The organism is Aliirhizobium wenxiniae (assembly GCF_014201355.1).
In the GTDB taxonomy this organism is placed as follows: Bacteria; Pseudomonadota; Alphaproteobacteria; order Rhizobiales; family Rhizobiaceae; genus Neorhizobium; species Neorhizobium wenxiniae.
Genome location: NZ_JACHEG010000004.1, coordinates 358,967 through 384,601, shown reverse-complemented (window position 1 = coordinate 384,601; position 25,635 = coordinate 358,967). Strand labels below are relative to the sequence as shown.

23 protein-coding genes are annotated in these 25,635 nt (G+C 60.6%); 14 read left to right on the top strand and 9 right to left on the bottom strand.

Features of this window, described 5'->3' with window-relative positions:
• The first annotated feature begins 10 nt into the window (after nucleotides 1-10).
• Together HNQ72_RS19325 and HNQ72_RS19320 are read left to right on the top strand one after the other, a co-directional pair.
• Nucleotides 11-823, top strand: coding sequence for a transporter substrate-binding domain-containing protein (locus HNQ72_RS19325; protein ID WP_183994345.1), 813 nt, complete (start codon nucleotides 11-13; stop codon nucleotides 821-823).
• A gap of 76 nt (nucleotides 824-899) precedes the next feature.
• Nucleotides 900-1,736 carry a fumarylacetoacetate hydrolase family protein gene (locus HNQ72_RS19320; RefSeq protein WP_183994343.1) on the top strand — a complete coding sequence of 279 codons (837 nt, stop codon included), beginning with the start codon at nucleotides 900-902 and terminating at the stop codon, nucleotides 1,734-1,736.
• A gap of 117 nt (nucleotides 1,737-1,853) precedes the next feature.
• On the opposite strand, the gene HNQ72_RS19315 is transcribed toward HNQ72_RS19320, so the two are convergent.
• Genes HNQ72_RS19315 through HNQ72_RS19305 form a run of 3 tightly spaced genes read right to left on the bottom strand, consistent with a single transcriptional unit; the run spans nucleotide 1,854 to nucleotide 4,971 of the window.
• Entirely contained in the window at nucleotides 1,854-2,981 is a 1,128-nt protein-coding gene (locus HNQ72_RS19315; protein ID WP_183994341.1) for an acyl-CoA dehydrogenase family protein, read from the bottom strand.
• 14 nt (nucleotides 2,982-2,995) lie between these two features.
• The gene (locus HNQ72_RS19310; protein WP_183994339.1) at nucleotides 2,996-4,183 is read right to left on the bottom strand and encodes an acetyl-CoA C-acyltransferase; all 1,188 of its coding nucleotides are present in this window, start codon (nucleotides 4,181-4,183) and stop codon (nucleotides 2,996-2,998) included.
• Nucleotides 4,184-4,203: 20 nt separating this feature from the next.
• The gene (locus HNQ72_RS19305; RefSeq protein ID WP_183994337.1) at nucleotides 4,204-4,971 is read right to left on the bottom strand and encodes a 3-hydroxyacyl-CoA dehydrogenase; all 768 of its coding nucleotides are present in this window, start codon (nucleotides 4,969-4,971) and stop codon (nucleotides 4,204-4,206) included.
• 130 nt (nucleotides 4,972-5,101) lie between these two features.
• Here HNQ72_RS19305 and HNQ72_RS19300 point away from each other — a divergent pair, with 130 nt between their 5' ends.
• From HNQ72_RS19300 to HNQ72_RS19250, 11 genes are all read left to right on the top strand, one after another.
• Complete coding sequence (locus HNQ72_RS19300) at nucleotides 5,102-6,103, top strand: AraC family transcriptional regulator (protein ID WP_183994335.1); 1,002 nt, start codon at nucleotides 5,102-5,104, stop codon at nucleotides 6,101-6,103.
• 130 nt (nucleotides 6,104-6,233) lie between these two features.
• Nucleotides 6,234-7,466, top strand: a complete 1,233-nt coding sequence (locus HNQ72_RS19295; protein ID WP_183994333.1) for a 3-methyl-2-oxobutanoate dehydrogenase (2-methylpropanoyl-transferring) subunit alpha — start codon at nucleotides 6,234-6,236, stop codon at nucleotides 7,464-7,466.
• A 1-nt stretch (nucleotide 7,467) separates the two neighbouring features.
• Nucleotides 7,468-8,481 carry an alpha-ketoacid dehydrogenase subunit beta gene (locus tag HNQ72_RS19290; RefSeq protein WP_183994331.1) on the top strand — a complete coding sequence of 338 codons (1,014 nt, stop codon included), beginning with the start codon at nucleotides 7,468-7,470 and terminating at the stop codon, nucleotides 8,479-8,481.
• A gap of 3 nt (nucleotides 8,482-8,484) precedes the next feature.
• Nucleotides 8,485-9,759: a dihydrolipoamide acetyltransferase family protein gene (locus tag HNQ72_RS19285; protein WP_183994329.1), complete on the top strand. Its 1,275-nt coding sequence runs from the start codon at nucleotides 8,485-8,487 to the stop codon at nucleotides 9,757-9,759.
• A gap of 3 nt (nucleotides 9,760-9,762) precedes the next feature.
• Nucleotides 9,763-11,157, top strand: a complete 1,395-nt coding sequence (gene lpdA / locus HNQ72_RS19280; protein WP_183994327.1) for a dihydrolipoyl dehydrogenase — start codon at nucleotides 9,763-9,765, stop codon at nucleotides 11,155-11,157.
• Between the two features lie 45 nt (nucleotides 11,158-11,202).
• Nucleotides 11,203-12,366 carry an isovaleryl-CoA dehydrogenase gene (locus tag HNQ72_RS19275; RefSeq protein WP_183994325.1) on the top strand — a complete coding sequence of 388 codons (1,164 nt, stop codon included), beginning with the start codon at nucleotides 11,203-11,205 and terminating at the stop codon, nucleotides 12,364-12,366.
• Nucleotides 12,366-13,961 (top strand): carboxyl transferase domain-containing protein, encoded by a 1,596-nt coding sequence (locus tag HNQ72_RS19270; RefSeq protein WP_183994323.1) that lies wholly within the window; start codon nucleotides 12,366-12,368, stop codon nucleotides 13,959-13,961. The genes HNQ72_RS19275 and HNQ72_RS19270 overlap by 1 nt, the downstream gene beginning before the upstream one ends.
• 12 nt (nucleotides 13,962-13,973) lie before the next feature.
• Nucleotides 13,974-15,833, top strand: a complete 1,860-nt coding sequence (locus HNQ72_RS19265; protein WP_183994321.1) for an acetyl-CoA carboxylase biotin carboxylase subunit — start codon at nucleotides 13,974-13,976, stop codon at nucleotides 15,831-15,833.
• Nucleotides 15,833-16,285: a MaoC family dehydratase gene (locus HNQ72_RS19260; RefSeq protein WP_183994319.1), complete on the top strand. Its 453-nt coding sequence runs from the start codon at nucleotides 15,833-15,835 to the stop codon at nucleotides 16,283-16,285. Before HNQ72_RS19265 ends, HNQ72_RS19260 begins: the two co-directional genes overlap by 1 nt.
• Nucleotides 16,282-17,124 (top strand): HpcH/HpaI aldolase/citrate lyase family protein, encoded by an 843-nt coding sequence (locus HNQ72_RS19255; RefSeq protein WP_183994317.1) that lies wholly within the window; start codon nucleotides 16,282-16,284, stop codon nucleotides 17,122-17,124. The genes HNQ72_RS19260 and HNQ72_RS19255 overlap by 4 nt, the downstream gene beginning before the upstream one ends.
• Before the next feature lie 58 nt (nucleotides 17,125-17,182).
• On the top strand, nucleotides 17,183-18,268 hold the full coding sequence (locus tag HNQ72_RS19250; protein WP_183994315.1) for a branched-chain amino acid aminotransferase: 1,086 nt from the start codon (nucleotides 17,183-17,185) through the stop codon (nucleotides 18,266-18,268).
• A 106-nt stretch (nucleotides 18,269-18,374) separates the two neighbouring features.
• On the opposite strand, the gene tpiA is transcribed toward HNQ72_RS19250, so the two are convergent.
• The 5 genes from tpiA to rhaB all read right to left on the bottom strand — a co-directional run bounded on the left by tpiA (nucleotide 18,375) and on the right by rhaB (nucleotide 23,251).
• Nucleotides 18,375-19,127 (bottom strand): triose-phosphate isomerase, encoded by a 753-nt coding sequence (tpiA, locus tag HNQ72_RS19245; protein WP_183994312.1) that lies wholly within the window; start codon nucleotides 19,125-19,127, stop codon nucleotides 18,375-18,377.
• A 181-nt stretch (nucleotides 19,128-19,308) separates the two neighbouring features.
• The gene (rhaM, locus tag HNQ72_RS19240) at nucleotides 19,309-19,641 is read right to left on the bottom strand and encodes an L-rhamnose mutarotase (protein WP_148144640.1); all 333 of its coding nucleotides are present in this window, start codon (nucleotides 19,639-19,641) and stop codon (nucleotides 19,309-19,311) included.
• A 12-nt stretch (nucleotides 19,642-19,653) separates the two neighbouring features.
• The gene (gene rhaD / locus HNQ72_RS19235; RefSeq protein WP_244654453.1) at nucleotides 19,654-20,508 is read right to left on the bottom strand and encodes a rhamnulose-1-phosphate aldolase; all 855 of its coding nucleotides are present in this window, start codon (nucleotides 20,506-20,508) and stop codon (nucleotides 19,654-19,656) included.
• On the bottom strand, nucleotides 20,505-21,776 hold the full coding sequence (locus tag HNQ72_RS19230) for an L-rhamnose isomerase (protein ID WP_183994310.1): 1,272 nt from the start codon (nucleotides 21,774-21,776) through the stop codon (nucleotides 20,505-20,507). The genes rhaD and HNQ72_RS19230 overlap by 4 nt, the downstream gene beginning before the upstream one ends.
• A complete protein-coding gene (gene rhaB, locus HNQ72_RS19225; RefSeq protein ID WP_183994308.1) occupies nucleotides 21,776-23,251 on the bottom strand; it encodes a rhamnulokinase in 1,476 nt (491 codons plus the stop codon). Before rhaB ends, HNQ72_RS19230 begins: the two co-directional genes overlap by 1 nt.
• A 233-nt stretch (nucleotides 23,252-23,484) precedes the next feature.
• On the opposite strand from rhaB, the gene HNQ72_RS19220 reads away from it, so the two are divergent.
• Nucleotides 23,485-24,327 carry a helix-turn-helix domain-containing protein gene (locus HNQ72_RS19220; RefSeq protein WP_183994306.1) on the top strand — a complete coding sequence of 281 codons (843 nt, stop codon included), beginning with the start codon at nucleotides 23,485-23,487 and terminating at the stop codon, nucleotides 24,325-24,327.
• Between the two features lie 107 nt (nucleotides 24,328-24,434).
• On the opposite strand, the gene HNQ72_RS19215 is transcribed toward HNQ72_RS19220, so the two are convergent.
• Nucleotides 24,435-25,583, bottom strand: a complete 1,149-nt coding sequence (locus HNQ72_RS19215; RefSeq protein WP_183994304.1) for an iron-containing alcohol dehydrogenase — start codon at nucleotides 25,581-25,583, stop codon at nucleotides 24,435-24,437.
• Nucleotides 25,584-25,635 lie beyond the last annotated feature (52 nt).

Below are 25,635 nucleotides of genomic sequence, written 5' to 3'. Positions count from 1 at the left end.
AGGAGAAAGCATGAATATCAAACTGTCTCGCCGCGTCCTGTCCTGCGGCCTTGCCATGACTGTTCTGCTCGGCGGTGCTGGAGGAGCATTCGCCAACGCACTCGAAACCATCAAGCAGCGCGGCCGCATCCAGATCGCCGTCGATGTCGGCCATCCACCTTACGGCATGCTGGACGACAAGGCGCAGCAGACTGGTCTCGATATCGACACAGCCAAGCTGCTGGCGAAAGATCTCGGCGTGACGCTTGAAGTCGTGCCGGTTTCGGGCGCCAACCGCGTGCCGTTCCTGATCTCCAACAAGGTCGATCTCGTCATCGCCTCCTTCTCGATCACCGAGGAACGCAAGAAGGTCATCTCCTTCTCGAAACCTTATGGCGTCATCCCGGTCGTCATCCTAGGCCCCAAGGCCGAAGACCTGAAAGATGCGTCGGGCCTCGATGGCAAGAGCGTCGCGGTTGCCCGCGGTACGACAGCCGATATCGAGCTGACCAAGGCGGCGAAGGAAAAGGGCGTGAGTGCCAATATCGTCCGTTACGAGGACGAGGCAACCACCAATACGGCAGTCGGCACCGGCCAGCAGGATTACATGTCGGCAGCACTTTCAACCGCCCAGGCCGTTGCGGACCAGAACCCGGGCCGCGACCTTGCCATCAAGGTCGAACTCGCCGCCTATCCGATGGCAATCGGCATGCGCCAGAAGGAGCCGGAACTCGAAACCTGGGTCAATGAATGGATCACCGCCAACCTCAAGAATGGCGAGCTGAACAAGGTCTACGAACATTACTTCAAGCAGTCGCTGCCGGAAGAAATGCTCAACCAGTAAGCCGGATGGGCTGCTGATTATCCAAGGCGGGCCGTGACGCGGCCTGCCTCCAATCCCTTACATTTCAGGAGAGACTATGAAACTGGTTCGTTATGGCGCGCCGGGTGCGGAGCGCCCTGGCATTCTCGATGGTGACGGCCGCATCCGCGACGTGAGCAACCTGGTTGCCGATTTCGCCGGCGAGGCGCTGTCACCGGCAAGCTTGGAGCGGATCCGCAAAGCCGATCTCGCGGCCTTGCCGCTTGTAGAAGCAGATGTACGCCTCGGCTCCTGCGTCGCCAAACCGGGCCATTTCATCGCGATCGGCCTGAACTACGTCGACCATGCGCATGAATCCAACATGCCTATCCCGAGCGAACCCGTCGTATTCAGCAAAGCGCCCTCCTCCATCTCGGGGCCGACGGACGATGTGGTGATGCCGGAAGGCTCGGAGAAATCGGACTGGGAAGTCGAGATCGCCATGGTGATCGGCACCGCCGCCTTCAATGTCTCCGAGGCACAGGCGCTCGATCATGTCGCAGGTTTCTGTATCTGCAACGACGTTTCCGAACGGTCCTACCAGATCGAGCGCGGCGGTCAGTGGATCAAGGGCAAGAGCATGCCGACCTATGGCCCTGTCGGCCCCTGGCTCGTCACCCGCGACGAGATTGCCGATGTCCAGAATCTCGGCCTTTGGCTCGACATCAACGGTGAACGCCGGCAGACCGGTTCGACCAGCTCGATGATCTTCTCGCTCGCACATATCGTATCGTACCTGTCACGCTTCATGCGGCTGGAACCCGGCGATATCATCACCACCGGTACACCGCCCGGCGTCGGCATGGGCATGAAGCCGCCGACCTATCTCAAACGCGGTGACGTGATGACGCTTGGGATTGATGGTCTTGGAGAGCAGCGACAGACTGTGCGTTAGCACTCGTTGAGCGAGCCAAGGCCATATCGGATAGTGTCCACTGCTACTGCACCGTGGGCACTATCTATGTTTCTCGGATTGAAGCGGATAACCTGACGCCCGACAGATTGGCGATGTTCACAGGTTGCGGGCAATGACCAAGCGCTGAATGTCGCTTGTTCCCTCGTAAATCTGGCAGATGCGCACGTCGCGATAGATGCGCTCGACCGGATAATCGCTCATATAGCCATAACCGCCGTGGATCTGGATCGCGTCGGAGCAGACGCGCTCCGCCATTTCCGAGGCAAAGAGCTTTGCCATGGAAGCCTCGGAGAGGCATGGCATTGCTGACTCCCGCAACGCTGCCGCGTGCCAGACGAGTTGTCGCGCGGCCTCTATCCGGGTCGCCATGTCGGCAAGCCTAAAGGCGACGGCCTGATGATCGAAGATCGCCTTGCCGAAGGCTTTTCTCTCACGGGCATAATCGCGCGCCGCCTCGAACGCTGCCTGTGCCATGCCGACGGATTGGGCCGCAATGCCGATCCTGCCACCTTCGAGATTGGCCAGCGCGATGCGATAACCCTCTCCTTCCTCTCCAAGCCTGAGTGCTACCGGTATGCGCATTTCGTTGAAAGCGATCTGGCAGGTGTCGGATGAATTCAGCCCAAGCTTTTCCTCGACGCGGATCACCTCGTAGCCGGGCGTATCCGTCGGGACGATGAAGGCGGTGATGCCTTTCTTGCCCGCATCCGGATCGGTAACGGCAAAGACGATAATCATCTGCCCATTCTTGCCCGAGGTGATGAACTGTTTCGCGCCGTCGATCACGTAATCGTCGCCATCGCGCCGCGCTCGCGTCTTCAGGTTGGATGCATCCGAGCCAGCCTGCGGTTCGGTGAGCGCAAAACCGCCGATCCATTCACCAGATGCCAGACGCGGCAGGAAACGCTCCTTCTGTTCTTCGTTGCCGAATTTGAGGATCGGCACGCAGCCGACCGAACTGTGGACGCTCATGATCGTCGAGCATGGTCCGTCACCGGCAGCGATTTCCTCGACCGCCGCAGCATAGGCGAGCGCACCTGTATCGGAACCTCCATAGGCTTCCGGCACGAGCATGCCGAGTAACCCGAGCGCACCCATTTCCTGCAATTCCTCGCGCGGAAAACGATGCTCCCTATCCCTTTCCGCAGCACCCGGCGCCAGACGTTCGCGGGCAAAGCTGCGAGCCATGTCGCGGATCTGTTGTTGAAGCTCCGAAAGGATCATCGGCCTTCCTCCCGTCAGGATCGTTCAATGGCGATGGCCGTTGCTTCGCCACCGCCGATGCAAAGTGCCGCCATGCCGCGTTTCAGGTCGTAGCGTTCCAGCGCGGCAATCAGCGTCACCAGAATACGGGCACCGGATGCGCCGATCGGATGACCGAGCGCGCAGGCGCCACCATGGACATTGACCTTGTCATGCGGCAGGTCGAGGTCCCGCATCGTCGCCATGGCAACAACCGCAAAGGCCTCGTTGATCTCGAACAGGTCGACATCGGAGAGCGGCAGGCCCGTCCGGTCGGAGAGTTTCTGCAAGGCACCGATCGGTGCTGTGGCGAAAAGCGCCGGTTCCTGCGAGTGCGTGGCGTGGCCGAGGATCGTTGCGAGCGGGGCAAGCCCGCGGCGCTCCGCCTCCGAACGCCGCATCAGCACCAGAGCCGCCGCGCCGTCCGATATCGAGCTGGAATTGGCAGCCGTCACCGTACCGCCATCACGGAAGGCGGGCTTCACGGTTGGGATCTTGTCGAGTTTCGCCTTGCCGGGCTGTTCGTCCTGATGTGCAACCTGCTCGGCTCTGCCGGATTTGACCGTGACCGGGATGATCTCCTTCTCGAAGCAGCCTTCCGTGATCGCCTTCTGTGCCCGTTTGAGGGAGGTAACGGCGTATTGGTCCTGCGCCTCGCGGGTAAACTGATAGACCTCGGCGCAATCCTCGGCGAAACTACCCATCAGCCGGCCCTTGTCATAGGCATCCTCAAGCCCGTCGAGAAACATATGGTCGAGCAAGCGGCCATGCCCGAGCCTGTATCCGCCTCGCGCACGATCCAGCAGATAGGGGGCATTCGTCATGCTTTCCATGCCGCCGGCAACGGCGACGGAAGCACTTGCCGCGGCAATCAGGTCATGGCCCATCATCACCGCCTTCATGCCCGAGCCGCACATCTTGTTAACCGTCGTCGCACCCGCAGCAAAAGGGAGACCGGCATGGATCGCCGCCTGCCTTGCCGGCGCCTGCCCCTGCCCCGCCGGCAGCACACAGCCGAAGACGACTTCCTCTATGGCTTCCGCCTCCACGCCGCTTCGCTCAAGTGCAGCGCGAATGGATGCCGCACCGAGATCGGCTGCGGTCGCGTCCTTCAATTCACCCTGAAAGCCGCCGATCGGCGTGCGGGCCGAACCGACGATAACGACGGGATCCTGCAATCGCATCTTTCCTCCTTGATGCGCCATCAACGCGCACCCATCCGAATAGCGCCGTCGAGGCGAATGACTTCGCCATTCAGCATCGAGTTTTCGAGGATCTGGCGAACCAGCGCCGCGAACTCCGGCGGCCTCCCGAGCCGTGGCGGGAACGGCACGCTGCTTCCAAGCGCATGGCGCACTTCCTCCGGCATGGCTGCCATCATCGGTGTTTCGAAAACGCCCGGCGCAATGGTCATGACGCGAATGCCATAACGTGCAAGTTCGCGTGCGATCGGCAGTGTCATCGCGGCTATCCCGCCCTTGGAGGCCGCATAGGCTGCCTGCCCGACTTGCCCGTCGAAGGCGGCGATCGAGGCTGTGTTGACGATCACTCCACGCTCCCCTTCTGCGTCGGACTCGCTGTCCTTTATGGCGTTGGCTGCAAGCCGAAGCATATTGAAGGAGCCGACCAGATTGACATTGATCGTCCGGGCAAAGCTCTCAAGCTCATGCGGCCCGTCGCGGCCGATCACCTTCTGCGCCGGTGCGATACCCGCGCAATTGATCAGCCCGCGCAGCTTTCCCAAGTCATTCAACGCCGCAGCCACTGCGGCTTGCCCTTCCCCAGCGCTGGTGACGTCAGTACGGATGAAAGACACGCGCCCTGCAAACTCCTGCGCAAGCGCCTCGCCCTTGTCACGATCAAGGTCGGCAATGATCACCCGCCCACCAGCTTCTGCCAGCATACGCACCGTCGCGGCGCCAAGGCCGGAACAGCCGCCGGTGACGATAAAACCGGCATCACGGATCAGCATCTTATCAGTCCTCCCTTGCCGGCGGGCTCCTCAACCCTCGGGCAACCGTCACTTTATAAGCTTTCACTGTTGCAAGCGATGACGGAAGTGATCCATTATTTCGGCCAGTTTTGCCACTTGAGAGTGAATGATGGCCGAAACCGAACGACATATGATCGCCCCGAGTTTTGTCGAAGAAGCCCTCGACAGCCTGAGGCGTAGCGGGCGACCGACCGAGCCGTTGCTGACGGGTCTCGGCCTGCCACCTGCCGTCACCGAGCCGGTTTCGGCGCAGACATTCGGGCAATTGTGGCTGGCGATTGCCGCGGAACTGGATGACGAATGTTTCGGCCTGGGCGACCGGCCGATGCAGCGCGGCAGCTTTACCCTCCTCTGCCATTGCGTGTTGCATGCCCCGACGCTCGAGCGGGCATTGCGGCGGGCGCTGCGTTTTCTCAATCTCGTTCTCGGCGAACCGACAGGCAGGCTTGTCGTCCATGACGGGATCGCGGAGGTCCAGCTGAGCGATGAGGGAGAGCCACGATCCGCCTTTGCCTATCGCAGCTACTGGATCATCCTGCATGGGCTTATCTGCTGGCTCGTGGGGCGACGCATCCCGATCCGCCTCGTAGATTTCCGCTGCACCGAACCGGAACAGAGTGCCGATCACCGGCTTTTTTTCGGCGCGCCAATACGCTTCTCGCAATCCGTCAGTCGGCTGAGCTTTGACGCAGCCATGCTCGCCTTGCCAATCTCGCGCAACGACCAGCAACTGCGGCAGTTCTTGCGCGGGGCACCCGCAAACATCCTGCTGCGTTATCGCTATGATGCAGGAACAGCTGCAGCCGTGAGACGTCGCCTCACCCAGAAGGAACCTGCAGACTGGACTAGCTTCGCGACACTCGCCACCGACATGCGCATGTCGTCCTCGACACTTCGCCATCGCCTGCATGACGAGGGCCAAAGTTATGCCGGCATCAAGGACGAGATCCGCCGCGACCTCGCCTGCAGCCTGCTGACGAATACGGACCAGACGGTCAGCGAGATCGCCACCCGTCTCGGTTATTCCGAACCGAGCGCCTTCTATCGAGCGTTCAGGAAATGGATAGGGTTAAGCCCCGAAGCCTTTCGAAAAAGCCAGACGCCGAAATAAATTTTCGGCCTATGGCAAAACTGGCCGAATATTCGCTGCAATTCCGTCATGGCTTGCCATTAGCGCTGCGAATACCATTCTTTTCTAATCGGCACGCTTTTGAGGAGAAGCGCATCGATCGGGAGGAGATATGGTAGATACAGGTCATCTGAGCCTGCACGTGCCGGAGCCAGCAGTGCGTCCGGGCGGGCAGCCTGACTTTTCCAATGTGAAGATCGCCAGAGCAGGCGCGGTGCCGCGCCCGGACGTGGATGCGGCAGCAGAAGACATCCGCGATCTCGCCTATTCGATCATCCGTGTGCTGAACCGGGATGGCGAGGCCGTTGGCCCCTGGGCGGGTCTCCTGTCCGATGACGACCTAAGGACCGGCCTGCGCCACATGATGACGCTACGCGCCTTCGATGCCCGCATGCTGATGGCGCAACGGCAGGGCAAGACATCGTTCTACATGCAGCATCTGGGCGAAGAAGCCGTCAGCTGCGCCTTTCGCAAGGCGTTGAACAAGGGCGACATGAATTTCCCGACCTATCGACAGGCGGGCCTCTTCATCGCCGACGACTATCCGATGGTCGAGATGATGAACCAGATCTATTCGAACGAAAGCGACCCGCTGCGCGGCCGGCAACTACCGATCATGTATTCTTCGAAGGATCATGGCTTCTTCACCATTTCCGGCAATCTCGCCACCCAATATGTGCAGGCCGTCGGCTGGGCCATGGCGTCGGCGATCAAGAACGACAGCCGCATCGCCGCCGCCTGGATCGGTGACGGCTCGACGGCAGAGTCGGATTTTCATTCGGCGCTGGTCTTCGCCTCGACCTATCGCGCGCCGGTCATCCTCAACGTCGTCAACAACCAGTGGGCCATCTCGACATTCCAGGGCATTGCCCGCGGCGGCTCCGGCACCTTTGCCGCCCGTGGCCTCGGCTTCGGCATTCCGGCGCTAAGGGTTGATGGCAATGATTATCTCGCCGTTCATGCCGTCGCCTGCTGGGCGGCGGAGCGGGCAAGGCGCAATCTCGGCCCGACGCTGATCGAATACGTTACCTACCGGGTGGGCGCACACTCCACCTCCGATGATCCGAGTGCTTACAGACCAAAGACCGAATCCGAAGCCTGGCCGCTTGGCGATCCTGTACTGCGGTTGAAGAAGCATCTGATCCTGCGCGGCCTCTGGTCCGAGGAGCGGCATGTGCAGGCGGAAGCTGAAATCACCGACGAGGTCATCGCCGCCCAACGCAAGGCCGAGGAACACGGTACGATGCATGCGGGCGGCAGGCCATCCGTCCGCGATATTTTCGAAGGCGTTTATGCCGAGATGCCGCCGCATCTGCGCCGCCAGCGGCAGAAGGCAGGATACTGACATGGCCCGGATGACGATGATCGAGGCGGTGAGAAGCGCCATGGATGTCGCCATGGGGCGGGACGAGGACGTCGTGGTCTTCGGCGAGGATGTCGGTTATTTCGGCGGCGTCTTCCGCTGCACGCAGGGACTGCAGGCGAAATACGGCAAGACGCGATGCTTTGATACGCCGATCAACGAATCCGGCATTGTCGGCACCGCGATCGGCATGGCGGCCTACGGGCTGAAACCCTGCGTCGAAATCCAGTTCGCCGACTACATGTACCCCGCCTATGACCAGCTGACGCAGGAAGCGGCGCGCATCCGCTACCGCTCCAATGGAGATTTCACCTGCCCGATCGTCGTGCGCATGCCGACCGGCGGCGGCATTTTCGGCGGGCAGACCCATAGCCAGAGCCCGGAAGCGCTGTTCACCCATGTCTGCGGCCTCAAGGTCGTCGTGCCTTCCAATCCTTATGATGCCAAGGGCCTGCTGATCGCGGCCATAGAGGATCCCGACCCGGTCATGTTCCTCGAACCGAAGCGACTTTATAATGGCCCTTTCGACGGCCACCATGAGCGGCCGGTCACGCCATGGTCGAAACATGAACTCAGCGACGTGCCGGATGATTATTATTCGATCCCGATCGGCAAGGCAGAGGTGCGCCGGCAGGGTTCGGCAGTCACCGTGATCGCCTATGGCACGATGGTGCATGTGGCACTCGCCGCCGCCGAGGATACCGGGATCGATGCCGAGGTGATCGACCTCAGAAGCCTTCTGCCACTCGATCTCGATGCGATCGTCAAGTCGGTGTCGAAGACCGGGCGCTGCGTCGTGGTGCATGAAGCGACCCTCACCTCCGGCTTCGGTGGTGAGATTGCGGCGCTGGTCCAGGAGCATTGCTTCTACCATCTCGAAGCGCCGGTCATGCGTGTTGCCGGCTGGGATACACCTTACCCGCATGCGCAGGAATGGGATTATTTTCCAGGTCCCGCCCGCGTCGGGCGCGCGCTGACCGACGTCATGGAGGCCTGAGCCATGGGCGAATTCACCATCAAGATGCCGGATGTCGGCGAAGGTGTTGCCGAGGCCGAGCTTGTCGAATGGCTGGTGAAGGTCGGCGATCCCGTGCGGGAGGACATGACGGTTGCCGCCGTAATGACCGACAAGGCGACGGTGGAAATTCCGACCCCGGTCAGCGGAACGGTCATCTGGCTTGGCGGCGAGATCGGCGACACGATCGCGGTCAGGGCACCGCTGATCCGGATCGAGACGGAGGGTGACGGCAACGATGTTGCGGCTCCCCAGCCAGTCACGGAGCCGGCGAAGACTGAGGAGCAGAAACCCGAACACGCTGCGCCCATCAGGACACCCGAAAAGCCGGCCACGCCGGTTGCGTCAACGACGGCGGCTCCCTCCCCGCGCCCGTCGCCCGAGATGGACAAGCCGTTGGCTTCACCTTCGGTAAGGCTGCTGGCACGCGACAGCGGCATAGACCTTCGCCAGATACGCGGGACGGGACCCGCCGGGCGTATCCTGCGCGAGGATGTCGAGCATTTTCTTGCGCATGGCAAGGAGGCTCCCCCGGCACAGCAAGGTCTCGCGAAAAGAACCTCGAAAGAGGAAATCAAGCTCACCGGCCTTCGCCGCCGCATCGCCGAAAAGATGACGCTCTCCGCTTCGCGCATCCCGCATATCACCTACGTAGAAGAGGTCGATGTGACGGCGCTGGAGGAATTGCGGGCGACGATGAATGGCGCACGCAAGGCCGACCAGCCAAAACTTACCCTGCTGCCCTTCCTCATGCGCACGATGGTCAAGGCTGTCTCCGAGCAGCCTGACCTCAATGCCACATTCGACGACGATGCCGGGGTCCTCACCCGATCCGGCGCAGTGCATGTCGGCATCGCCACCCAGACCCCCTCGGGCCTTACCGTGCCGGTCGTGCGGCACGCCGAGGCGCGCAGCATCTGGGATTGCGCGGCGGAAATGAACCGGCTGGCGGAAGCCGCCCGGTCCGGCACTGCCACGCGCGACGAGTTGACCGGTTCGACCATCACAATCAGTTCGCTCGGCGCGCTCGGCGGCATCGTCTCGACGCCGGTCATCAATCATCCGGAAGTGGCGATCGTCGGCGTCAACAAGATCGCCACCCGCCCGGTCTGGGATGGTGCGCAATTCGTGCCGCGCAAGATGATGAACCTCTCCTCCAGTTTCGACCATCGCATCATCGACGGTTTTGATGCGGCGACCTTCGTCCAGCGCCTGCGCACACTGCTCGAAACTCCAGCGCTGATCTTTATCGAGGGCTGAACCATGAAAGAGATCTCCTGCAAGCTTCTCGTAATCGGTGCCGGACCCGGCGGTTATGCCTGCGCCATCCGCGCCGGCCAGCTCGGCATCGATACGGTCATCGTCGAGGCCGCCAAGCCCGGCGGCACCTGCCTCACGATCGGCTGCATCCCTTCGAAGGCGCTGATCCATGCGGCGGAAGTCTTTGATGCAACACGGCAGATGGCAGGTGGACGAAACGCCATGGGCATTCGCGTGGACCAGCCGTCGATCGATCTTGCCGGCACCATGGCATGGAAGGACGGCATTGTCGGCCGGCTGACCAGCGGCGTCTCCGGCTTATTGCAGAAGGCCCGCGTGAAGATCGTATCCGGCCGCGCCCGTTTTCGCGACGGCAAGACGGTGGAAGTGGAAACCGAAACCGGCCAGCAAATTGTTCGCGCGGAAACCGTGGTGATCGCCACGGGCTCCGATCCGGTCGAACTCGCCGCGCTGCCCTTCGGCGGGCGGGTAATATCCTCGACCGAGGCGTTGTCGCTCAGGCAAATGCCGAAGAGGCTCATCGTTGTCGGTGGCGGTTATATCGGACTGGAACTCGGCACGGCCTTTGCCAAGCTGGGGTCGGAAGTGACCGTGGTGGAGGCGACGGCGCAGGTTCTACCAATCTACGACGCCGATTTGATCAAGCCGGTGACACGCAGGCTTACCGAGCAAGGCATCAAGGTTTTCACCAATACCAAAGCGATCGGACTTTCCGAGAAAGGCGATGCGCTCGTCGTGGAAGGACCGGACGGGCAGCAGGAACTGCCTGCGGACCAAATCCTCGCCGCAGTCGGCCGCCGTCCGCGCAGCATCGGCTCCGGGTTGGAAGACCTCGACCTCGATCGTTCCGGCCCCTACCTGCGGATCGACGATCGTTGCCGCACCTCGATGCGCGGCATCTATGCGATCGGTGACGTGACCGGCGAGCCGATGCTGGCGCATCGTGCTATCGCGCAGGGCGAGATGGTGGCGGAGATCGTCGCGGGCAAAAAACGCGCCTGGGACAAACGCTGCATTCCCTCTATCTGCTTCACCGATCCGGAAATCGTCAGCGCCGGCCTGTCACCGTCAGAAGCACGCGCTCAGGGCTACGACGTAAAGGTCGGGCAATTCCCCTTCACTGCCAATGGGCGCGCCATGACGATGCAGGACGAAGACGGGTTTGTCCGCGTCGTAGCCAGGGCCGATACCAATCTCGTGCTCGGGCTGCAGGCCGTCGGCTCGGGCGTATCCGAACTTTCCGCAGCATTTTCAATGGCGATCGAGATGGGGACGAGGTTGGAGGATATCGCCGGCACGATCCATGTCCACCCGACACGCAGCGAAGCCCTGCAGGAAGCAGCGCTGAAAGCAATGGGACACGCCCTGCATATCTGAGCGATCTCGGGGGCTTACATTTGGGGCTATCTGGGAGGAGGCCTGATGACTGAATTGGATTTCGGCTTAAACGATATGGCCCTTTCGATCCGCTATACGACGCAGCGTTTTGCGCGCGAACGCATTGCGCCGATTGCCGCCGAGATCGATGCAAAAGATCGCTTTCCGGTGGAGTTATGGCCCGAGATGGGCGCGCTCGGCCTGCACGGCATTACTGTTCCGGAAGAGCGTGGTGGGCTCGGGTTGGGGTATCTGGAACATGTCATCGCCTGCGAGGAAGTCAGCCGCGCCTCGGCCTCCGTCGGCCTGTCCTACGGCGCACATTCGAACCTCTGCATCAACCAGATTTCGCGCTGGGCGACACCCGAACAGAAGGCGAAATATCTTCCCGGCCTGATCTCCGGAGAGCATGTCGGCAGCCTTGCCATGTCCGAAGCCAATGCGGGATCGGATGTCGTCTCCATGCGGCTCAGGGCAGACCGGGTTGATGGCGGGTTTCGCCTCAACGGCACGAAATTCTGGATCACCAATGCGCCCTATGCGCAAACCCTTGTCGTCTATGCCAAGACGGACCCAGAGGCCGGATCGAAGGGTATCACCGCGTTCCTCATCGAGAAGGATTTTGCCGGTTTTTCCATCGGCCAGAAGATCGACAAGGTCGGCATGCGCGGTTCGCCAACGGCAGAACTCGTCTTCCAAGACTGTTTCGTGCCGGACGAAAATGTCATGGGACCGCTGAACGGCGGCGCAAAAATACTGATGTCCGGCCTCGATTACGAGCGGGTGGTGCTGTCTGGCATACAACTCGGCATCATGCAGGCCTGTCTCGATGTCGTTTTGCCTTACCTGCGGGAGCGAAAGCAGTTCGGTGCGCCGATCGGCAGTTTCCAACTGATGCAGGCGAAGGTTGCCGACATGGTCGTGGCGCTGAATTCGGCTCGCGCCTATGTCTATGCCGTTGCCCGCGCCTGCGATGCCGGCCGCACGACCCGACAGGATGCCGCCGGTGCGATCCTTTATGCCTCCGAGAGTGCCGTAAAGGTTGCCGAACAGGCCATCCAGGCGCTGGGCGGCGCGGGTTATACGAAGGACTGGCCGGTGGAGCGCTTCTGGCGCGACGCCAAACTGCTAGATATCGGCGCAGGCACCAACGAAGTGCGCCGCATGCTGATCGGCCGCGAAGTAATCGGCGCAGGAGGCAATAGCTGATGCCTCCGATCCGCACCGTGCTTGATCGCAATTCAGAGGGTTTCAAGGCCAATGAAGCGCATAATCATGCGCTTGCCGAAATGTTGCGGTCGAAGGTTGCGACGGCGGCGCTCGGCGGATCGGAAAGTCATCGCGAGCGTCATGTCGCACGCGGGAAACTGCTGCCGCGAGACCGGGTGCAAAGGCTGCTCGACCCGGGCTCGCCGCTCTTGGAAATCGGCCAGCTTGCAGCGGGCGGCATGTATGGCGATGAAGCACCGGGCGCGGGAATGATTGCCGGCATAGGGAGGGTGTCGGGTCGCGAATGCATGATCGTCGCTCACGACCCGACCGTGAAGGGCGGCGCCTATTTCCCGATGACGGTGAAGAAGCATTTGCGGGCGCAGGAGATCGCATCTGAAAACCGCCTGCCCTGCATCTATTTGGTCGATTCCGGCGGGGCCAATCTGCCGCATCAGGCAGAGGTCTTTCCGGATCGCGATCATTTCGGCCGGATCTTCTACAATCAGGCGCAGATGTCGGCAGCGGGTATCGCGCAGATTGCCTGCGTGATGGGAAGCTGCACGGCGGGCGGGGCCTATGTGCCGGCCATGTCCGACGAAACGGTGATCGTGCGCAATCAAGGCACGATCTTCCTCGCCGGCCCGCCGCTGGTGAAGGCCGCAACCGGCGAAGTGATTTCCGCCGAAGAACTCGGCGGTGCCGAAACCCATGGCCGAAAGTCCGGCGTCGTCGATCATGTCGCCGAAAATGACGAACACGCGCTGCTGATCGTCCGGGATATCGTGGCGACGCTCAATCGACCGAAGACGGTAGATATTGAGATCGCAACGCCGCGGCCTCCCCTGCTCGATACCTCGGAGCTTTACGGCATCGTGCCGCAGGATGTGCGGACACCCTATGATGTACGCGAGGTCATCGCCCGCATCGTCGACGGATCGGAACTGCAGGAGTTCAAACCCCTCTACGGAACGACGCTCGTCTGCGGCTTCGCCCGCATCTGGGGCATTCCCGTCGCAATTCTCGCGAACAATGGCGTGCTGTTTTCGGAAAGCGCGCTCAAGGGCGCGCATTTCATCGAGCTTGCCTGCCAGCGCCGCATTCCGCTGCTGTTTCTGCAGAATATTTCCGGCTTCATGGTCGGCGGTAAATATGAGGCGGAGGGCATAGCCAAGAACGGCGCAAAGCTGGTGACGGCTGTCGCAACCGCTTCCGTTCCAAAGATTACCGTCCTGATCGGCGGCAGTTTTGGTGCCGGCAATTACGGCATGTGTGGCCGCGCCTACCAGCCGCGCTTCCTGTTCTCTTGGCCAAATGCGCGGATTTCCGTCATGGGCGGCGAACAGGCGGCGTCCGTCCTCGCTTCCGTCCATCGCGACGCCGAGACGTGGAGCCCAACCGAAGCGGAAGCCTTCAAAACCCCGATCCGGCAGAAATATGAGGACGAAGGCAATCCCTATTACGCAACCGCCCGCCTTTGGGACGACGGCGTGATCGACCTCGCCCAGACCCGCGATGTGTTGGGGCTCGCCTTTTCCGCAGTACTGAACGCGCCGATCCCGGAACGTGCGCAGTTCGGCCTGTTCCGGATGTGAGGAGGATGACCGGTGATTGAAAGCCTGCTGATCGCCAATCGCGGAGAAATCGCCCGCCGCATTATCCGCACCGCACGCCGCCTCGGCATCCGCACCATCGCCGTTTACTCCGACGCCGATGCCACAATGCTCTTCGTGCGTGAGGCGGATGAAGCGGTCCGCATCGGCCCTGCACCGGTACGCGACAGCTATCTGCGTCAGGACCGTATCCTTGAGGCGGCGCGACAGACCGGCGCGCAGGCAATCCATCCCGGTTACGGGTTTCTGTCGGAAAATGCCGAATTCGCAGAAGCTGTTATCGCCGCCGGGCTTATCTGGGTGGGAGCTCCGCCCGCCGCCATTCGTGCCATGGGGCTGAAGGACGCCGCCAAACAGCGGATGATCGACGCAAATGTGCCGGTGACGCCGGGTTACCTCGGGGAGAACCAGGGTCCTGCCCTACTGCAGCGGGAAGCGGATGCGATCGGTTATCCGGTGCTGATCAAGGCCGTGGCCGGTGGCGGCGGCAAGGGCATGCGCAAGGTCGATACGGCTTCGGATTTTCTCGCAGCACTCGAAAGCTGCCGGCGCGAGGCCGCCTCTTCCTTCGGCGACGACCGGGTTCTGATCGAGAAATACATCCTGTCCCCCCGACATATCGAGGTTCAGGTCTTTGGCGATACGTTTGGTAACGTCGTCCATCTTTTCGAGCGCGACTGCTCATTGCAACGACGCCACCAGAAAGTGATCGAGGAAGCACCCGCACCGGGCATGGACGCGGCAACACGCAAAGCCGTCTGCGACGCTGCGATCAAAGCTGCCAAGGCAGTGGATTACGTAGGGGCTGGGACCGTGGAGTTTATCGCCGACGCCTCCGAGGGACTGCGTGCCGACCGCATCTGGTTCATGGAAATGAACACCCGGCTTCAGGTGGAGCATCCAGTAACCGAGGCGATTACCGGGCAGGATCTGGTGGAATGGCAGATCCGTGTCGCTTCCGGCCAACCTCTGCCGCAGAGGCAGGACGAGATTTCCATCAACGGCTGGGCGATGGAGGCGCGGCTTTACGCCGAAAACCCATCCAACGGTTTTCTGCCCTCCACCGGCCCATTGGACCATCTGTATCTTCCGCCATGCGTGCGCATCGATAGCGGCGTAGAGCAGGGCGACGAGGTGACCGCCCATTACGACCCGATGATCGCCAAGCTGATCAGCCATGCCTCAAGCCGCCGACAGGCGGCAAGCACACTCGCCCATGCCATGGCGGGCGTGGAAATCTGGCCCGTTCGCACCAACGCCGCCTTTCTGGCACGCACCTTGAAACATACGGACTTCCTAGCCGGAGCAGTCGATACCGGCTTCATTGCCCGTCATCTGGCCGATCTTGTTCCATCGGCCGATCCCGACGAACCTGTGCTACAGGCCGCCGCCGCAGCGCTCCTGCCGAGCGAAGCGCAAGAGCCGTGGACAGCACTTACTGGCTTCCGCTTGAATGCGGAGACTTATCGGTTGATGAGCGTGGAAGTAAACGGCCTCCCCCATCTCGTGAGCCTGGACCATTCCCGACGCAGAGGCGGTAATGGTCCTGGAGATGTCGTCTTCATCGATGGCGAGGCCTGGTCCTTCGGCCTACCCCGCGCCGATCATGCTGTCAGCGGACACAACCTGACGGATGGTGCGGTCATCGCCCCCATGCCCGGAACGGTGATCGCCGTATCTGTCGGCAAGGGTGACCGGGTCGTCCGCGCCCAGCCACTCGTGGTTATCGAGGCGATGAAGATGGAGCAGACGCTGAGCGCACCTTTCGACGGCACGGTTACGGAACTCAAGGTCGTGTCCGGCTCACAGGTTACGGAAGGCAGTCTGCTCGTACGCATCGAAGGAGACGAATGATGGCCGGGCGCTATTTCGATGACTGGACCATAGGCGACCGGATCGCCCACGAAATCCGCCGCACGGTGACGGAAACCGACAATCTCCTCTTTTCCGCCATGACCCATAATCCGCAGCCGCTGCATCTCGATATCGAGGCGGCAAAAGCCAGCGAATTCGGCCAGATCATCGTCAACGGCACTTTCACCTTCGCGCTGATGATCGGGCTATCCGTCGGAGAAACGACGCTCGGGACACTGGTTGCCAATCTCGGTTACGACAAGCTCACCATGCCCAAACCGGTCTTTATCGGCGACACGATGCGGGCCGAGACCGAAGTGGTCGAGCTGAAGGAAAGCCGCTCGCGACCAACGGCCGGTATCGTCACCTTCCGCCATGAGCTCATCAACCAGCGCAACGAGATCGTCTGCCAGTGCCTGCGCAGCGCCCTTCTTCACCGGAGGCCGCAATGACATTGCGCTCCCTGCTCTTCGTCCCCGGTGACCGGGCAGACCGGATGGAAAAAGCGCTCGGGCTTGATACCGATGCAGTGATCCTCGATCTGGAAGATTCCGTCGCGCTCGAGGGCAAGGCGACGGCAAGGCAAATGACTGCCGAGTTTCTCCGTTCCGCCAAGCGAGGCCGGAAACTCTTCGTGCGAATAAACCCGCTCGACAGCGGCCTTATGGATGATGATCTCGACGCATTGAAGGATGCAGCACCCGATGCGTTCATCCTGCCGAAAGCCGAGGGTGGAGCAAGCGTCGAGGCGCTGGCGGTGCGCGCGCCGGGCATTCCCGTCCTGCCGATTGCTACGGAAACGCCGGCGGCGGTTTTCGAGCTCGGCAGCTATCGCAGCGTCCGGCATCTGATCCTTGGTCTCACCTGGGGCGCGGAAGACCTTCCCGCCGCAATCGGCGCCACCAGTTCACGCGAGGAAGACGGGCGTTATACGCCACCCTATGAGATGCTCCGCTCGCTCACCCTATTCGGCGCGCATGCCGCCGGCGTGGAGGCAATTGAAACGGTCTATCCGGCGTTTCGTGATCTGGACGGCCTGGCCGCCTATGCCCGACGCGCAAGACGGGACGGCTTTACCGGCATGATGGCGATCCATCCTGAACAGTTGCCTGTCATCAACGCAGCCTTCACCCCGACAGTCGAGGAACTGACGCAGGCGCAGGCGATTGTGGATGCATTTTCCGCCAATCCTGGACAGGGCGTCCTCACTTTCGCCGGCCGCATGATCGATAAACCGCATCTAAAGCAAGCGAGGCGACTGCTTGGGCTTGCCGAAAAGCAGTCTCCATGATTCAACAACGCCGACAAAGCCGCGTTTGAGCGGCCGATCCATATCCTCTAGGTGACCCATGCTGGAATTTGAAATTATCCAAAACGCCAACCCGATGACAGAGGCCGATCGCGCCCTCGCCTTCCAGAACCTCGGTTTCGGAACGCTGTTCAGCGATCACATGGCCGTCATTCACTGGAGCGCCGACAAGGGCTGGCATTCGGCGCAGGTAACCGCTCGTGCACCCTTCTCTCTCGATCCGGCCAGCAGCGTGCTTCACTACGCGCAGGAAATCTTCGAAGGCATGAAGGCCTACCGGGCTGCCGATGGCAAGGTCGTGCTGTTCCGCCCGGATCAGAACGCAAAACGCTTCAACGCCTCGGCGCGCCGGCTTGCCATGCCCGAATTGCCTGAAGAGGATTTTCTCGCCGCCATCGAGAAGCTGGTCGCCGTAGACAGGAAATGGGTGCCGGAAGGCAATGGCGGTAGCCTCTATCTTCGTCCGTTCATGTTTGCCAACGAGTCCTTCCTCGGCGTCCGGCCATCGAAGGAATATATCTTCTGTGTCATCGCCTCGCCGGTCGGTCCCTATTTCAAGGGCGGCGCCAAGCCGGTGAAGATCTGGGTTTCCGAAGACTACACCCGTGCGGCCGTTGGCGGCACGGGCGCTGCCAAATGCGGCGGCAACTATGCGGCAAGCCTGATTGCCCAGGCCGAAGCCGGCAAGCACGGCTGCGACCAGGTCCTGTTCCTTGATGCCGCCGAGCGCAAATGGATCGAGGAACTCGGTGGCATGAACATCTTCTTCGTCTTCAACGACGGATCGATGGTTACACCTCCGCTTGGCACGATCCTGCCAGGCATTACCCGCAACTCTATCCTGACGCTTGCGAAGGACAACAATATCGCGGTGCAGGAACGCCCCTATGCCTTTGACGAGCTGCAGGCGGATGCCGCCTCCGGCCGCCTGGTCGAAGCCTTCGCCTGTGGTACGGCGGCTGTCGTTGCCGGTATCGGAGAGTTGAAGCATCGCAGCGGCTCGCTCACCATCGGCACCGGCGAGACGGGAGCGGTCACGACTCTGTTAAGAGACAAGCTGGTCGGTATCCAGACCCAGGCACTTGCCGACAGCCACGGCTGGCTTCACTCGATCCCGGTAAGCTGAGGCCGCGCGCATCCGCACTTGAGGACTTGGCCATGAGGACTTGGTGGCGCCCGTCATATAGAAGCGACGGGCGCCCCGAAAACCGATTGGTTGACGGCGAGGACCGTCAATAGGCGCTGCAGATGGACAGGAAGTCATTGGCCGTCAGGCTGGCACCTCCGACAAGCGCTCCATCCACGTTTTCGACGTGCAGAATTTCATCGGCATTCGAGGGTTTTACCGACCCACCGTACAAAATCCTCATACAATCGCCCTCGCTATTGAAGCGTTTGCAGAGTTCGGAACGGATAAAGCGGTGTGCTTCTGCAATATCTGCGATCGAGGCCGTACGACCTGTACCAATCGCCCAAACCGGCTCATAGGCAATAACGGTATTCTCTCCCGTCGCGCCGTCGGGCAATGATCCAGCAAGTTGGTACCGAAGCACGTCGAGCGTCCGGCCGCTCGATCTCTCCTCTTCCGTTTCGCCAATGCAGACGACGGCAATCAATCCGGACTTATATGCGGCAATTGTCTTGGATCGCACCAGGGCGTCGTCTTCCCGGTATCTGGTGCGTCGTTCGGAGTGGCCGATGATGACATGGCTGCCAAGACTATCGGCAATCATGCCGGCGGAAATATCTCCGGTGTAGGCACCGTTTTCCCGATCATGGCAATCCTGCGCGCCAATTTTCAACGGCGTATCTGCCGTCATTAAGGCCGCTGAATGCAGTAACGTGGCTGGTACACAAATCAGCGCATCGAACTTGCCTGAAGCAAGCATCTTGCTGGTCGCAATCTCCTTGATCTGCGCAAGGCTACCGCGCATGCCATTCATTTTCCAGTTTCCGGCAATAAGCGGCTTAGGCACCGGTCCCATGACATACCTCTCCCCCGCGAACCCGGCTCCCGCTGGCCCGCATCTTGTTATTCTCGGTCTTCAGTTCAGCGATGCCACAACGAAAATGTGTGACATCGCTCATCCAACCCCGTCGCATCGTTTATTTCCGGATTCCAGCTCATCGTCGCCAGACATGTCCTCGTCGGCACATTTCGGTTGATCAAGGCAGGTAGAAGACTTCCTTCAACTCCTGCGAAACCGGGCTGTTATCGGGATTGCTGGGCATGACTTCGGTCATGAATGCCCACCATTCCTTGCAGATCGCCGTGTCGGCGACAGCCGCCCAGCGCTCTTCCGACACTATCTCGACAGAGGCGAAAAGCAGGCTACGCGCCTCGTCGAGATAGATAGCGTAAGAGGATGCGCCATGATCTTTCAGCGTCTCGGCAAGCTTCGGCCAGATCTCGTCATGGCGACGCTTGTATTCCTCATGCTTGTCGGCAAAGACCTGCATGACGAATGCCTTCCGGATCTTCGTTTCCACTGCGACCATGGCTTTACTCCCTTATTTTCCGGCAAGTCGCCAGTTTTCGATCGCCATTGCTTCCGCCATCGGCTCGACGCCGAAGCGCGCAGCGAGATCGATGAGGTTGGCCGTCGTAATCGTCTGGCGGGCACCGCCCATGGAGACGACCTTGACGAGAACTTCGGCTGCCTTTTCGGCGGTATCGATCAGGCCGAAGGCTTCATCAAGCGTGTCGCCTGTGCCGAAGATACCGTGGAAGGGCCACATGACCAGTGTGTGATTGGCCATCGCCTTGGCGGTCGCATCGCCGATCGTATCGGTACCGGGAACCAGCCAGCCCATCGTACCAACCCCCTGCGGGAAGACGACGAGGCATTCGGTACTGCTCTCCCACAGGGCGCGGGTCACGTTGGCCGGATCGAGATCAAGGACGTAAGTCAGCGCCAGGAGATTGGTGGCGTGGCAGTGCATGATGACGCGATCGCGGCCATTACTTACCTTCTGGCGCACGCCGTGAGACTTCAGATGAGAGGCAAGCTCGGATGTCGGCGCGCCGCCATCGGTGAAGCCCCAGAGGATTTTCACCGAGGCCCCGTCGGCTGCCACCTGGACAACACCCATATTGGCGGCAGGATCGAGCTGAACGTTGCGGAAATATTTTCCGGTTCCGGTAACGATGTAGTACTGGCCGGCCAGTTCCGGCAGCGGATCGCTGATCGGAGCGCTACGGTTTGCAGGCCACTGCGCCAGATAGGGAGCAACGTCTTCCGGCAGCAGGCGCAGGCTGACATTGCCGCCGTTGCGCTCGTCCCACCCCTTCAGCCACATGTCCGAGGTCGCCTTGACCATGGCGGTTACGAACCAAGAATTTGCAGTATGCAGTGTCATGATCATGCGGCCTTTCGTTTGCTCAGCACGTTGCGTTCATAATTTTTAACCTCGTCCAGCCAGGCGATGCCGACCGGCACGTTTCTGCTGAGGCAATAGAAATCCCAAACCGCAGACCACGGCATTGATTTGGCTTCTTCCATCATCGCCAATCGTGTCGTGAAATCCCGTTCGCTTTCCGCCTGTTTCAGCCTGGAAGCCGGCTCAAGCAGAGCGCGCAGAAGCGCCTTGCGGGTATTGCGCGTGCCGATCACCCAGGCCGCCACGCGGTTGATGCTGGCATCGAAGAAGTCGAGGCCGATATTGACCTTGCCAAGCACGTCGCCCCGGATCAATTCGTTGGCGATTGCCTGCAGTTCATCATCAAACAGCACGACGTGGTCGCTGTCCCAGCGGACCGGGCGGGAGACGTGGAGCAGAACTTCATCGACGAATTGCAGCACCGACGATAGCTTGTCGGAGATGACTTCGGTCGGGTGAAAATGACCGGCATCGAGGCAAAGCAGCGTTTTGCGGCTCGTGGCATAACCCATGCAGAACTCGCTGGAGCCGACCGTGTAGCTTTCGGCTCCGATACCGAAAAGCTTGCTCTCGACGGCATCCTTGTGGAACTCGCGCGAGATCTTTTCGGCAATGATCGCATCCAGCGACTGAGCGAGACGCTCACGCGGTGCAAACCGGTCGGCAGGCAAATCTTTCATGCCATCCGGCACCCAGATGTTCATCACCGATGGCGTGCCGAGCTGCTTGCCGAAATATTCGCTGACCTTGCGGCTAGCCTGGCAATGGGCGATCCAGAAATCGCGCACCGCCTTGTCGGGATGGCTGAGCGTCAGCCCATCTTCGCTCAAGCGATGCGAAAAGCAGGTCGGGTTGAAATCCAGGCCAATGCCGGCTTTTTTGGCCCATTCGACCCAGTTCTGGAAATGGTGGGGTTCGATCGCGTCACGCGAGACCGGCTTGTCGGTTTCGAGATAGATGGCGTGAAGATTGAGCCGCTTCTGGCCCGGGATCTGTGCCATGGCGAAATCGAGATCGGCGCGCAATTCGCCCGGAGTGCTTGCGCGACCGGGATAGTTGCCGCTGACCTGAATACCGCCGGTAAGTTCGCCCGCCGGGTTTTCAAAGCCGCGAACGTCATCGCCCTGCCAGCAATGCATCGAGATCGGAATGCTGTCGAGGCGGTTGAGAGCCGCCTCGGTATCGATACCGGTCGCGGCGAAGACATCACGCGCCATGGTATAGGCGGCTTCGACTTTCTGTGATTGGCTCATCAATCTTGTCCTTCTAGAGCAGGCAGCGCGCTAAACGACTGGAAACGATCCCAGACGGATTGGGGTACACGCTGGCGGGGAAGATATTCGGTTAGAGGGAATGAACGGCGCACGAGTGCGCGCGCTTCATCGAGGTTGGAAAGCTGGCCGAGGGCGATCATCTGCACGCAGACATTTCCGAGCGCCGTCGTCTCGATCGGACCGGCCGTTACCGGAACGCCGCAAGCATCGGCGCAAAGTTGGTTGACGAGGTCGTTCTGGCTACCGCCACCGACGATACGGATACGGTCGACCGGCCGCCCGCGCAGAGTTTCCAGCTCCTCCTTCACTTGCCGATAGGAAAGGGCCAGACTGTCGAAAATACAGCGTGACAAGGCGCCGGCGCTCTCCGGTACGGGTTGTCCCGTCTCCCGGCAAAATGCCCGGATTTCCGCCGTCATGTTGTCCGGGTTGAGGAAACGCGCGTCCTGAGGATTGATCAGGCTTCGCCAGGACGTGCCGTCACGCGCTTCCGTCACGAGCCCGCCGTGATCCAGAGATCCCAATTCCTTGCGAACCCGCTGGATCAGCCAGAAGCCCATGATGTTCTTGAGGATGCGGTAACGTCGCTCGACACCGCCTTCGTTCGAGACATTTGCGGCCAGGGCCTCGGCACCGGCAAATGGTGTCTTGCTCTCGATCCCCATCAGCGACCATGTGCCCGAACTGATGAAAGCCTCATCCTCGGTTTCTAGCGGTGCCGCCGCAACCGCGGACCCCGTATCATGGGTGGCCGGGGCAACGACCTTGATGGCTGTCTCGCTCTGCGAGGCCGGCATCTCGCCGATGATGGTGCCCGCCTCGACCGGATGCATCATCATTGTCTTGGGCAATCCGGCGAGCTTGAGTAGATCCGCGTCCCAATCGTTCTCATGCAGATTGAAGAGCTGCGTCGTCGTCGCGTTGGTATATTCGTTGGAAAGCACGCCGCAGAGGCGAAAATGCAGATAGTCCGGGATCATCAGGAAGTGGCGGGCACGGGCCAGCCATTCGGGATGCTGGCGAACGGTCGCCGCCAACTGGTATAGCGTGTTGAACTGCAGGAACTGGATGCCAGTGCGACGGTATATTTCCGCACGGGAAATCTGTGAAAAGACCGTGTCCATCATGCCGTCGGTGCGATGATCGCGATAGGAAACGGCAGGGCCGATACGCTCCAGATTGTCGTCCAGCAAGACGTAATCCACGCCCCAGGTGTCGACCCCAACGCTCGCCAGGCCTCCCTTTTCCAGGGCAATCGCCAGCCCCTTACGCATTTCGGCTTCGAGGAAATCGAGATCCCAGCATTGATGCGCAAAGACATCGTCGCCACGCAGGTTGTTTTCGAACCGATGGATTTCCGTGAGCGACAAAATGCCATCCCTCACCTCGCTCAGGATGACACGGCCACTGCTGGCACCGATATCGACGGCAACGATTTTCTCAGGCACTTTCATGCTTGTTCTCTTGTTCGTTTTCAGCACCTTAGCCCTGTTGATGGGCATCGCGCCTTGAAGAAGCAGACATGAGATTTGCTGATACGTGTCATTATTCGAAGATGTCGCCGGGCTTTCTCGGTAAGCTGTGTGGCTGCATTATTAAGTCGCAGCGCCGCATTGATGCAGATCCGGATCGACGCCTTCGAATGGGCTATCTTTTACGTCGTGCGCGATTATGAAGTTTTGATTCGATGAAGCTTTTGGCCAAGGAATTTTTCCGCTCAGACGCTCAAACGGTCATCGTGGAGCAACGCTCTCCGCAAACGCCGTTTCCTCTGCATGACCATGACTTTCACGAGGTCATGATCGTTTTGTCCGGCAATGGCTGGCACATGTTGAATGACGAACCGCACTTCATCACCTGCGGCGAGCTTTTCTACATCAAGGCGGAGGACCACCACGCCTATGAGCAGGTTGATGACCTATACCTGACCAACATCTTGTTTCGCCCTGACAGGGCGTCTGAACGCTATGATTTTCTCGATATCATGCAACATTCGGTGGATGGGAAGGACGCCACGAGGCGCCACTGGCAGGTTACCGAGGATGTGCTGGCGCAGGTTACGCCACTGGTCGAAGCGCTGGAAAACGAGGCCCGCCGGTCCGATCCGCTCTCGGACGCAATGTCGGAGGCGCTATTCAACCAGCTCTCGATCATTCTGTCGCGCTCGCAGTTCGCCACAGACGCACGCGGCCTGCCGAACTCGGGACGCCTTGGCCATGTGCTCAACTATCTCAGGCACAATTGCACCGAGGATATCGACCTGGAAAGTGTCGCGCAGCGGTTCGGATATTCCTCGCGCAGCTTCAGCCGACTGTTCCGCGAGGCGACGGCCACGACGCCGCACAACTATCTCGTCAAGCTCAGACTGAGCAAGGCCATGCGGGCATTGCGCGCCACAAATGACAGCGTCACCGACATCGCCTTTTCCTGCGGCTTCAACGACAGCAACTACTTTTCCTACAGTTTCAGCAAGATGACCGGCATGGCGCCGAGCGAATATCGACGCATGCCACGCCACATCCACACCTGATCCCGAACAAGGACATGGTACGGCCCGCGTTGCGGCCGGAAGGCCGAAAGGCCCGCCTTTTGAGCGGGCCTTTCGTGTATATTCGCAAATCGAGCTTCCGCGAGTAATCACAGAGCCTTTTTGTAGAGATCCAGGATGTCCGCATCGGTAGCCGCGACCGGGTTGCCCGGTGCGCAAGGATCTTTCTGCGCCTTCTGGACCCAGAGCGGGAAGTCATCCTCGGTCACACCAAGTTCTGCAAAGCCGCTGGGAATGCCGACCGTTGCAGACAGATCACGGATTGCCTTGATCGCGGCCTTGGATGCATCCTCGGTGCTCAAGCCTTTGATATCGACACCCATTGCCTCGGCGATACGCGCAAAACGTTCGACTGCGTAGGGGCGGTTGAACTCCTCGACCAGCGGCATCAGGATTGCGTTGCAGACGCCATGCGGAAGATCCTTCACTGCGCCCGGCTGGTGCGCCATGGCATGAACGAGACCGAGACCGGCGCTGTTGAAGGCAAGGCCAGCAATGAACTGGCCATAGGCCATCATCTCGCGTGCCTCCAGATCCTTGCCATCCTTGACTGCGCGCGGCAGATAGGCCGAGATAAGACGGATCGCTTCGAGCGCAGCGTAGTCGGTGAGCACATGCGCGCCCTTGGCGACATAGGCTTCGATTGCGTGGGTCAAAGCATCCATGCCGGTTGCGGCCGTCGTGGCAGCCGGGATGCCGGTCATCATGGCGGAATCGTTGACCGAAATATCCGGAATGATGTTGGCGTCGATGATGACCATCTTCACCTGAGCGACCGGATCGGTGATGACCGCGTTGGAGGTGACTTCGGCGGCAGTTCCCGCAGTCGTGTTGACGGCGGCCAGGAATGCACCCGCCTTGGCGACCTTGCCGACACCTTCATAAAGCGTGATCGGGCCTGGATTGGCCGAGAGAATGCGTACGGCCTTGGCCGTGTCGATCGGGCTGCCGCCGCCGACACCGATGATCGCATCACACTTGTTGTCGACAAACACCTTGTAGGCGGCCTCGACGACCGGAACGGTCGGGTTGGGAACGACGCCATCATAAACGAAAGCCTCGATACCCTTGGCTTTCAAGCCTTCCAGAAGCGGTGCGACAAGTCCGAACTTCACCAGCGTCGCGTCGGTGATGATGACCGGCCGCTTCAAGCCGCGAGCGGCAAGCTCACCGGGAACTTCGGCCAGACTGCCGGCACCGCTGATGTTGATTTTTGGGAAACACAGTCGAAATGCCATCTCGTTCTTTTCCTCCTGATCGGGAGGCTGCCGGTTCTATGGAAGGCAGCGC

Excerpts from the sequence above, each read along its gene's own strand:
- HNQ72_RS19325 (WP_183994345.1), top strand. The coding sequence starts at position 11 with ATGAATATCAAACTGTCTCGCCGCGTCCTGTCCTGCGGCCTTGCCATG.
- HNQ72_RS19320 (WP_183994343.1), top strand. The coding sequence starts at position 900 with ATGAAACTGGTTCGTTATGGCGCGCCGGGTGCGGAGCGCCCTGGCATT.
- HNQ72_RS19315 (WP_183994341.1), bottom strand. The coding sequence starts at position 2,981 with ATGATCCTTTCGGAGCTTCAACAACAGATCCGCGACATGGCTCGCAGC.
- HNQ72_RS19310 (WP_183994339.1), bottom strand. The coding sequence starts at position 4,183 with ATGCGATTGCAGGATCCCGTCGTTATCGTCGGTTCGGCCCGCACGCCG.
- HNQ72_RS19305 (WP_183994337.1), bottom strand. The coding sequence starts at position 4,971 with ATGCTGATCCGTGATGCCGGTTTTATCGTCACCGGCGGCTGTTCCGGC.
- HNQ72_RS19300 (WP_183994335.1), top strand. The coding sequence starts at position 5,102 with ATGGCCGAAACCGAACGACATATGATCGCCCCGAGTTTTGTCGAAGAA.
- HNQ72_RS19295 (WP_183994333.1), top strand. The coding sequence starts at position 6,234 with ATGGTAGATACAGGTCATCTGAGCCTGCACGTGCCGGAGCCAGCAGTG.
- HNQ72_RS19290 (WP_183994331.1), top strand. The coding sequence starts at position 7,468 with ATGGCCCGGATGACGATGATCGAGGCGGTGAGAAGCGCCATGGATGTC.
- HNQ72_RS19285 (WP_183994329.1), top strand. The coding sequence starts at position 8,485 with ATGGGCGAATTCACCATCAAGATGCCGGATGTCGGCGAAGGTGTTGCC.
- lpdA (WP_183994327.1), top strand. The coding sequence starts at position 9,763 with ATGAAAGAGATCTCCTGCAAGCTTCTCGTAATCGGTGCCGGACCCGGC.
- HNQ72_RS19275 (WP_183994325.1), top strand. The coding sequence starts at position 11,203 with ATGACTGAATTGGATTTCGGCTTAAACGATATGGCCCTTTCGATCCGC.
- HNQ72_RS19270 (WP_183994323.1), top strand. The coding sequence starts at position 12,366 with ATGCCTCCGATCCGCACCGTGCTTGATCGCAATTCAGAGGGTTTCAAG.
- HNQ72_RS19260 (WP_183994319.1), top strand. The coding sequence starts at position 15,833 with ATGGCCGGGCGCTATTTCGATGACTGGACCATAGGCGACCGGATCGCC.
- HNQ72_RS19255 (WP_183994317.1), top strand. The coding sequence starts at position 16,282 with ATGACATTGCGCTCCCTGCTCTTCGTCCCCGGTGACCGGGCAGACCGG.
- HNQ72_RS19250 (WP_183994315.1), top strand. The coding sequence starts at position 17,183 with ATGCTGGAATTTGAAATTATCCAAAACGCCAACCCGATGACAGAGGCC.
- tpiA (WP_183994312.1), bottom strand. The coding sequence starts at position 19,127 with ATGGGACCGGTGCCTAAGCCGCTTATTGCCGGAAACTGGAAAATGAAT.
- rhaM (WP_148144640.1), bottom strand. The coding sequence starts at position 19,641 with ATGGTCGCAGTGGAAACGAAGATCCGGAAGGCATTCGTCATGCAGGTC.
- rhaD (WP_244654453.1), bottom strand. The coding sequence starts at position 20,508 with ATGATCATGACACTGCATACTGCAAATTCTTGGTTCGTAACCGCCATG.
- HNQ72_RS19230 (WP_183994310.1), bottom strand. The coding sequence starts at position 21,776 with ATGAGCCAATCACAGAAAGTCGAAGCCGCCTATACCATGGCGCGTGAT.
- rhaB (WP_183994308.1), bottom strand. The coding sequence starts at position 23,251 with ATGAAAGTGCCTGAGAAAATCGTTGCCGTCGATATCGGTGCCAGCAGT.
- HNQ72_RS19220 (WP_183994306.1), top strand. The coding sequence starts at position 23,485 with ATGAAGCTTTTGGCCAAGGAATTTTTCCGCTCAGACGCTCAAACGGTC.
- HNQ72_RS19215 (WP_183994304.1), bottom strand. The coding sequence starts at position 25,583 with ATGGCATTTCGACTGTGTTTCCCAAAAATCAACATCAGCGGTGCCGGC.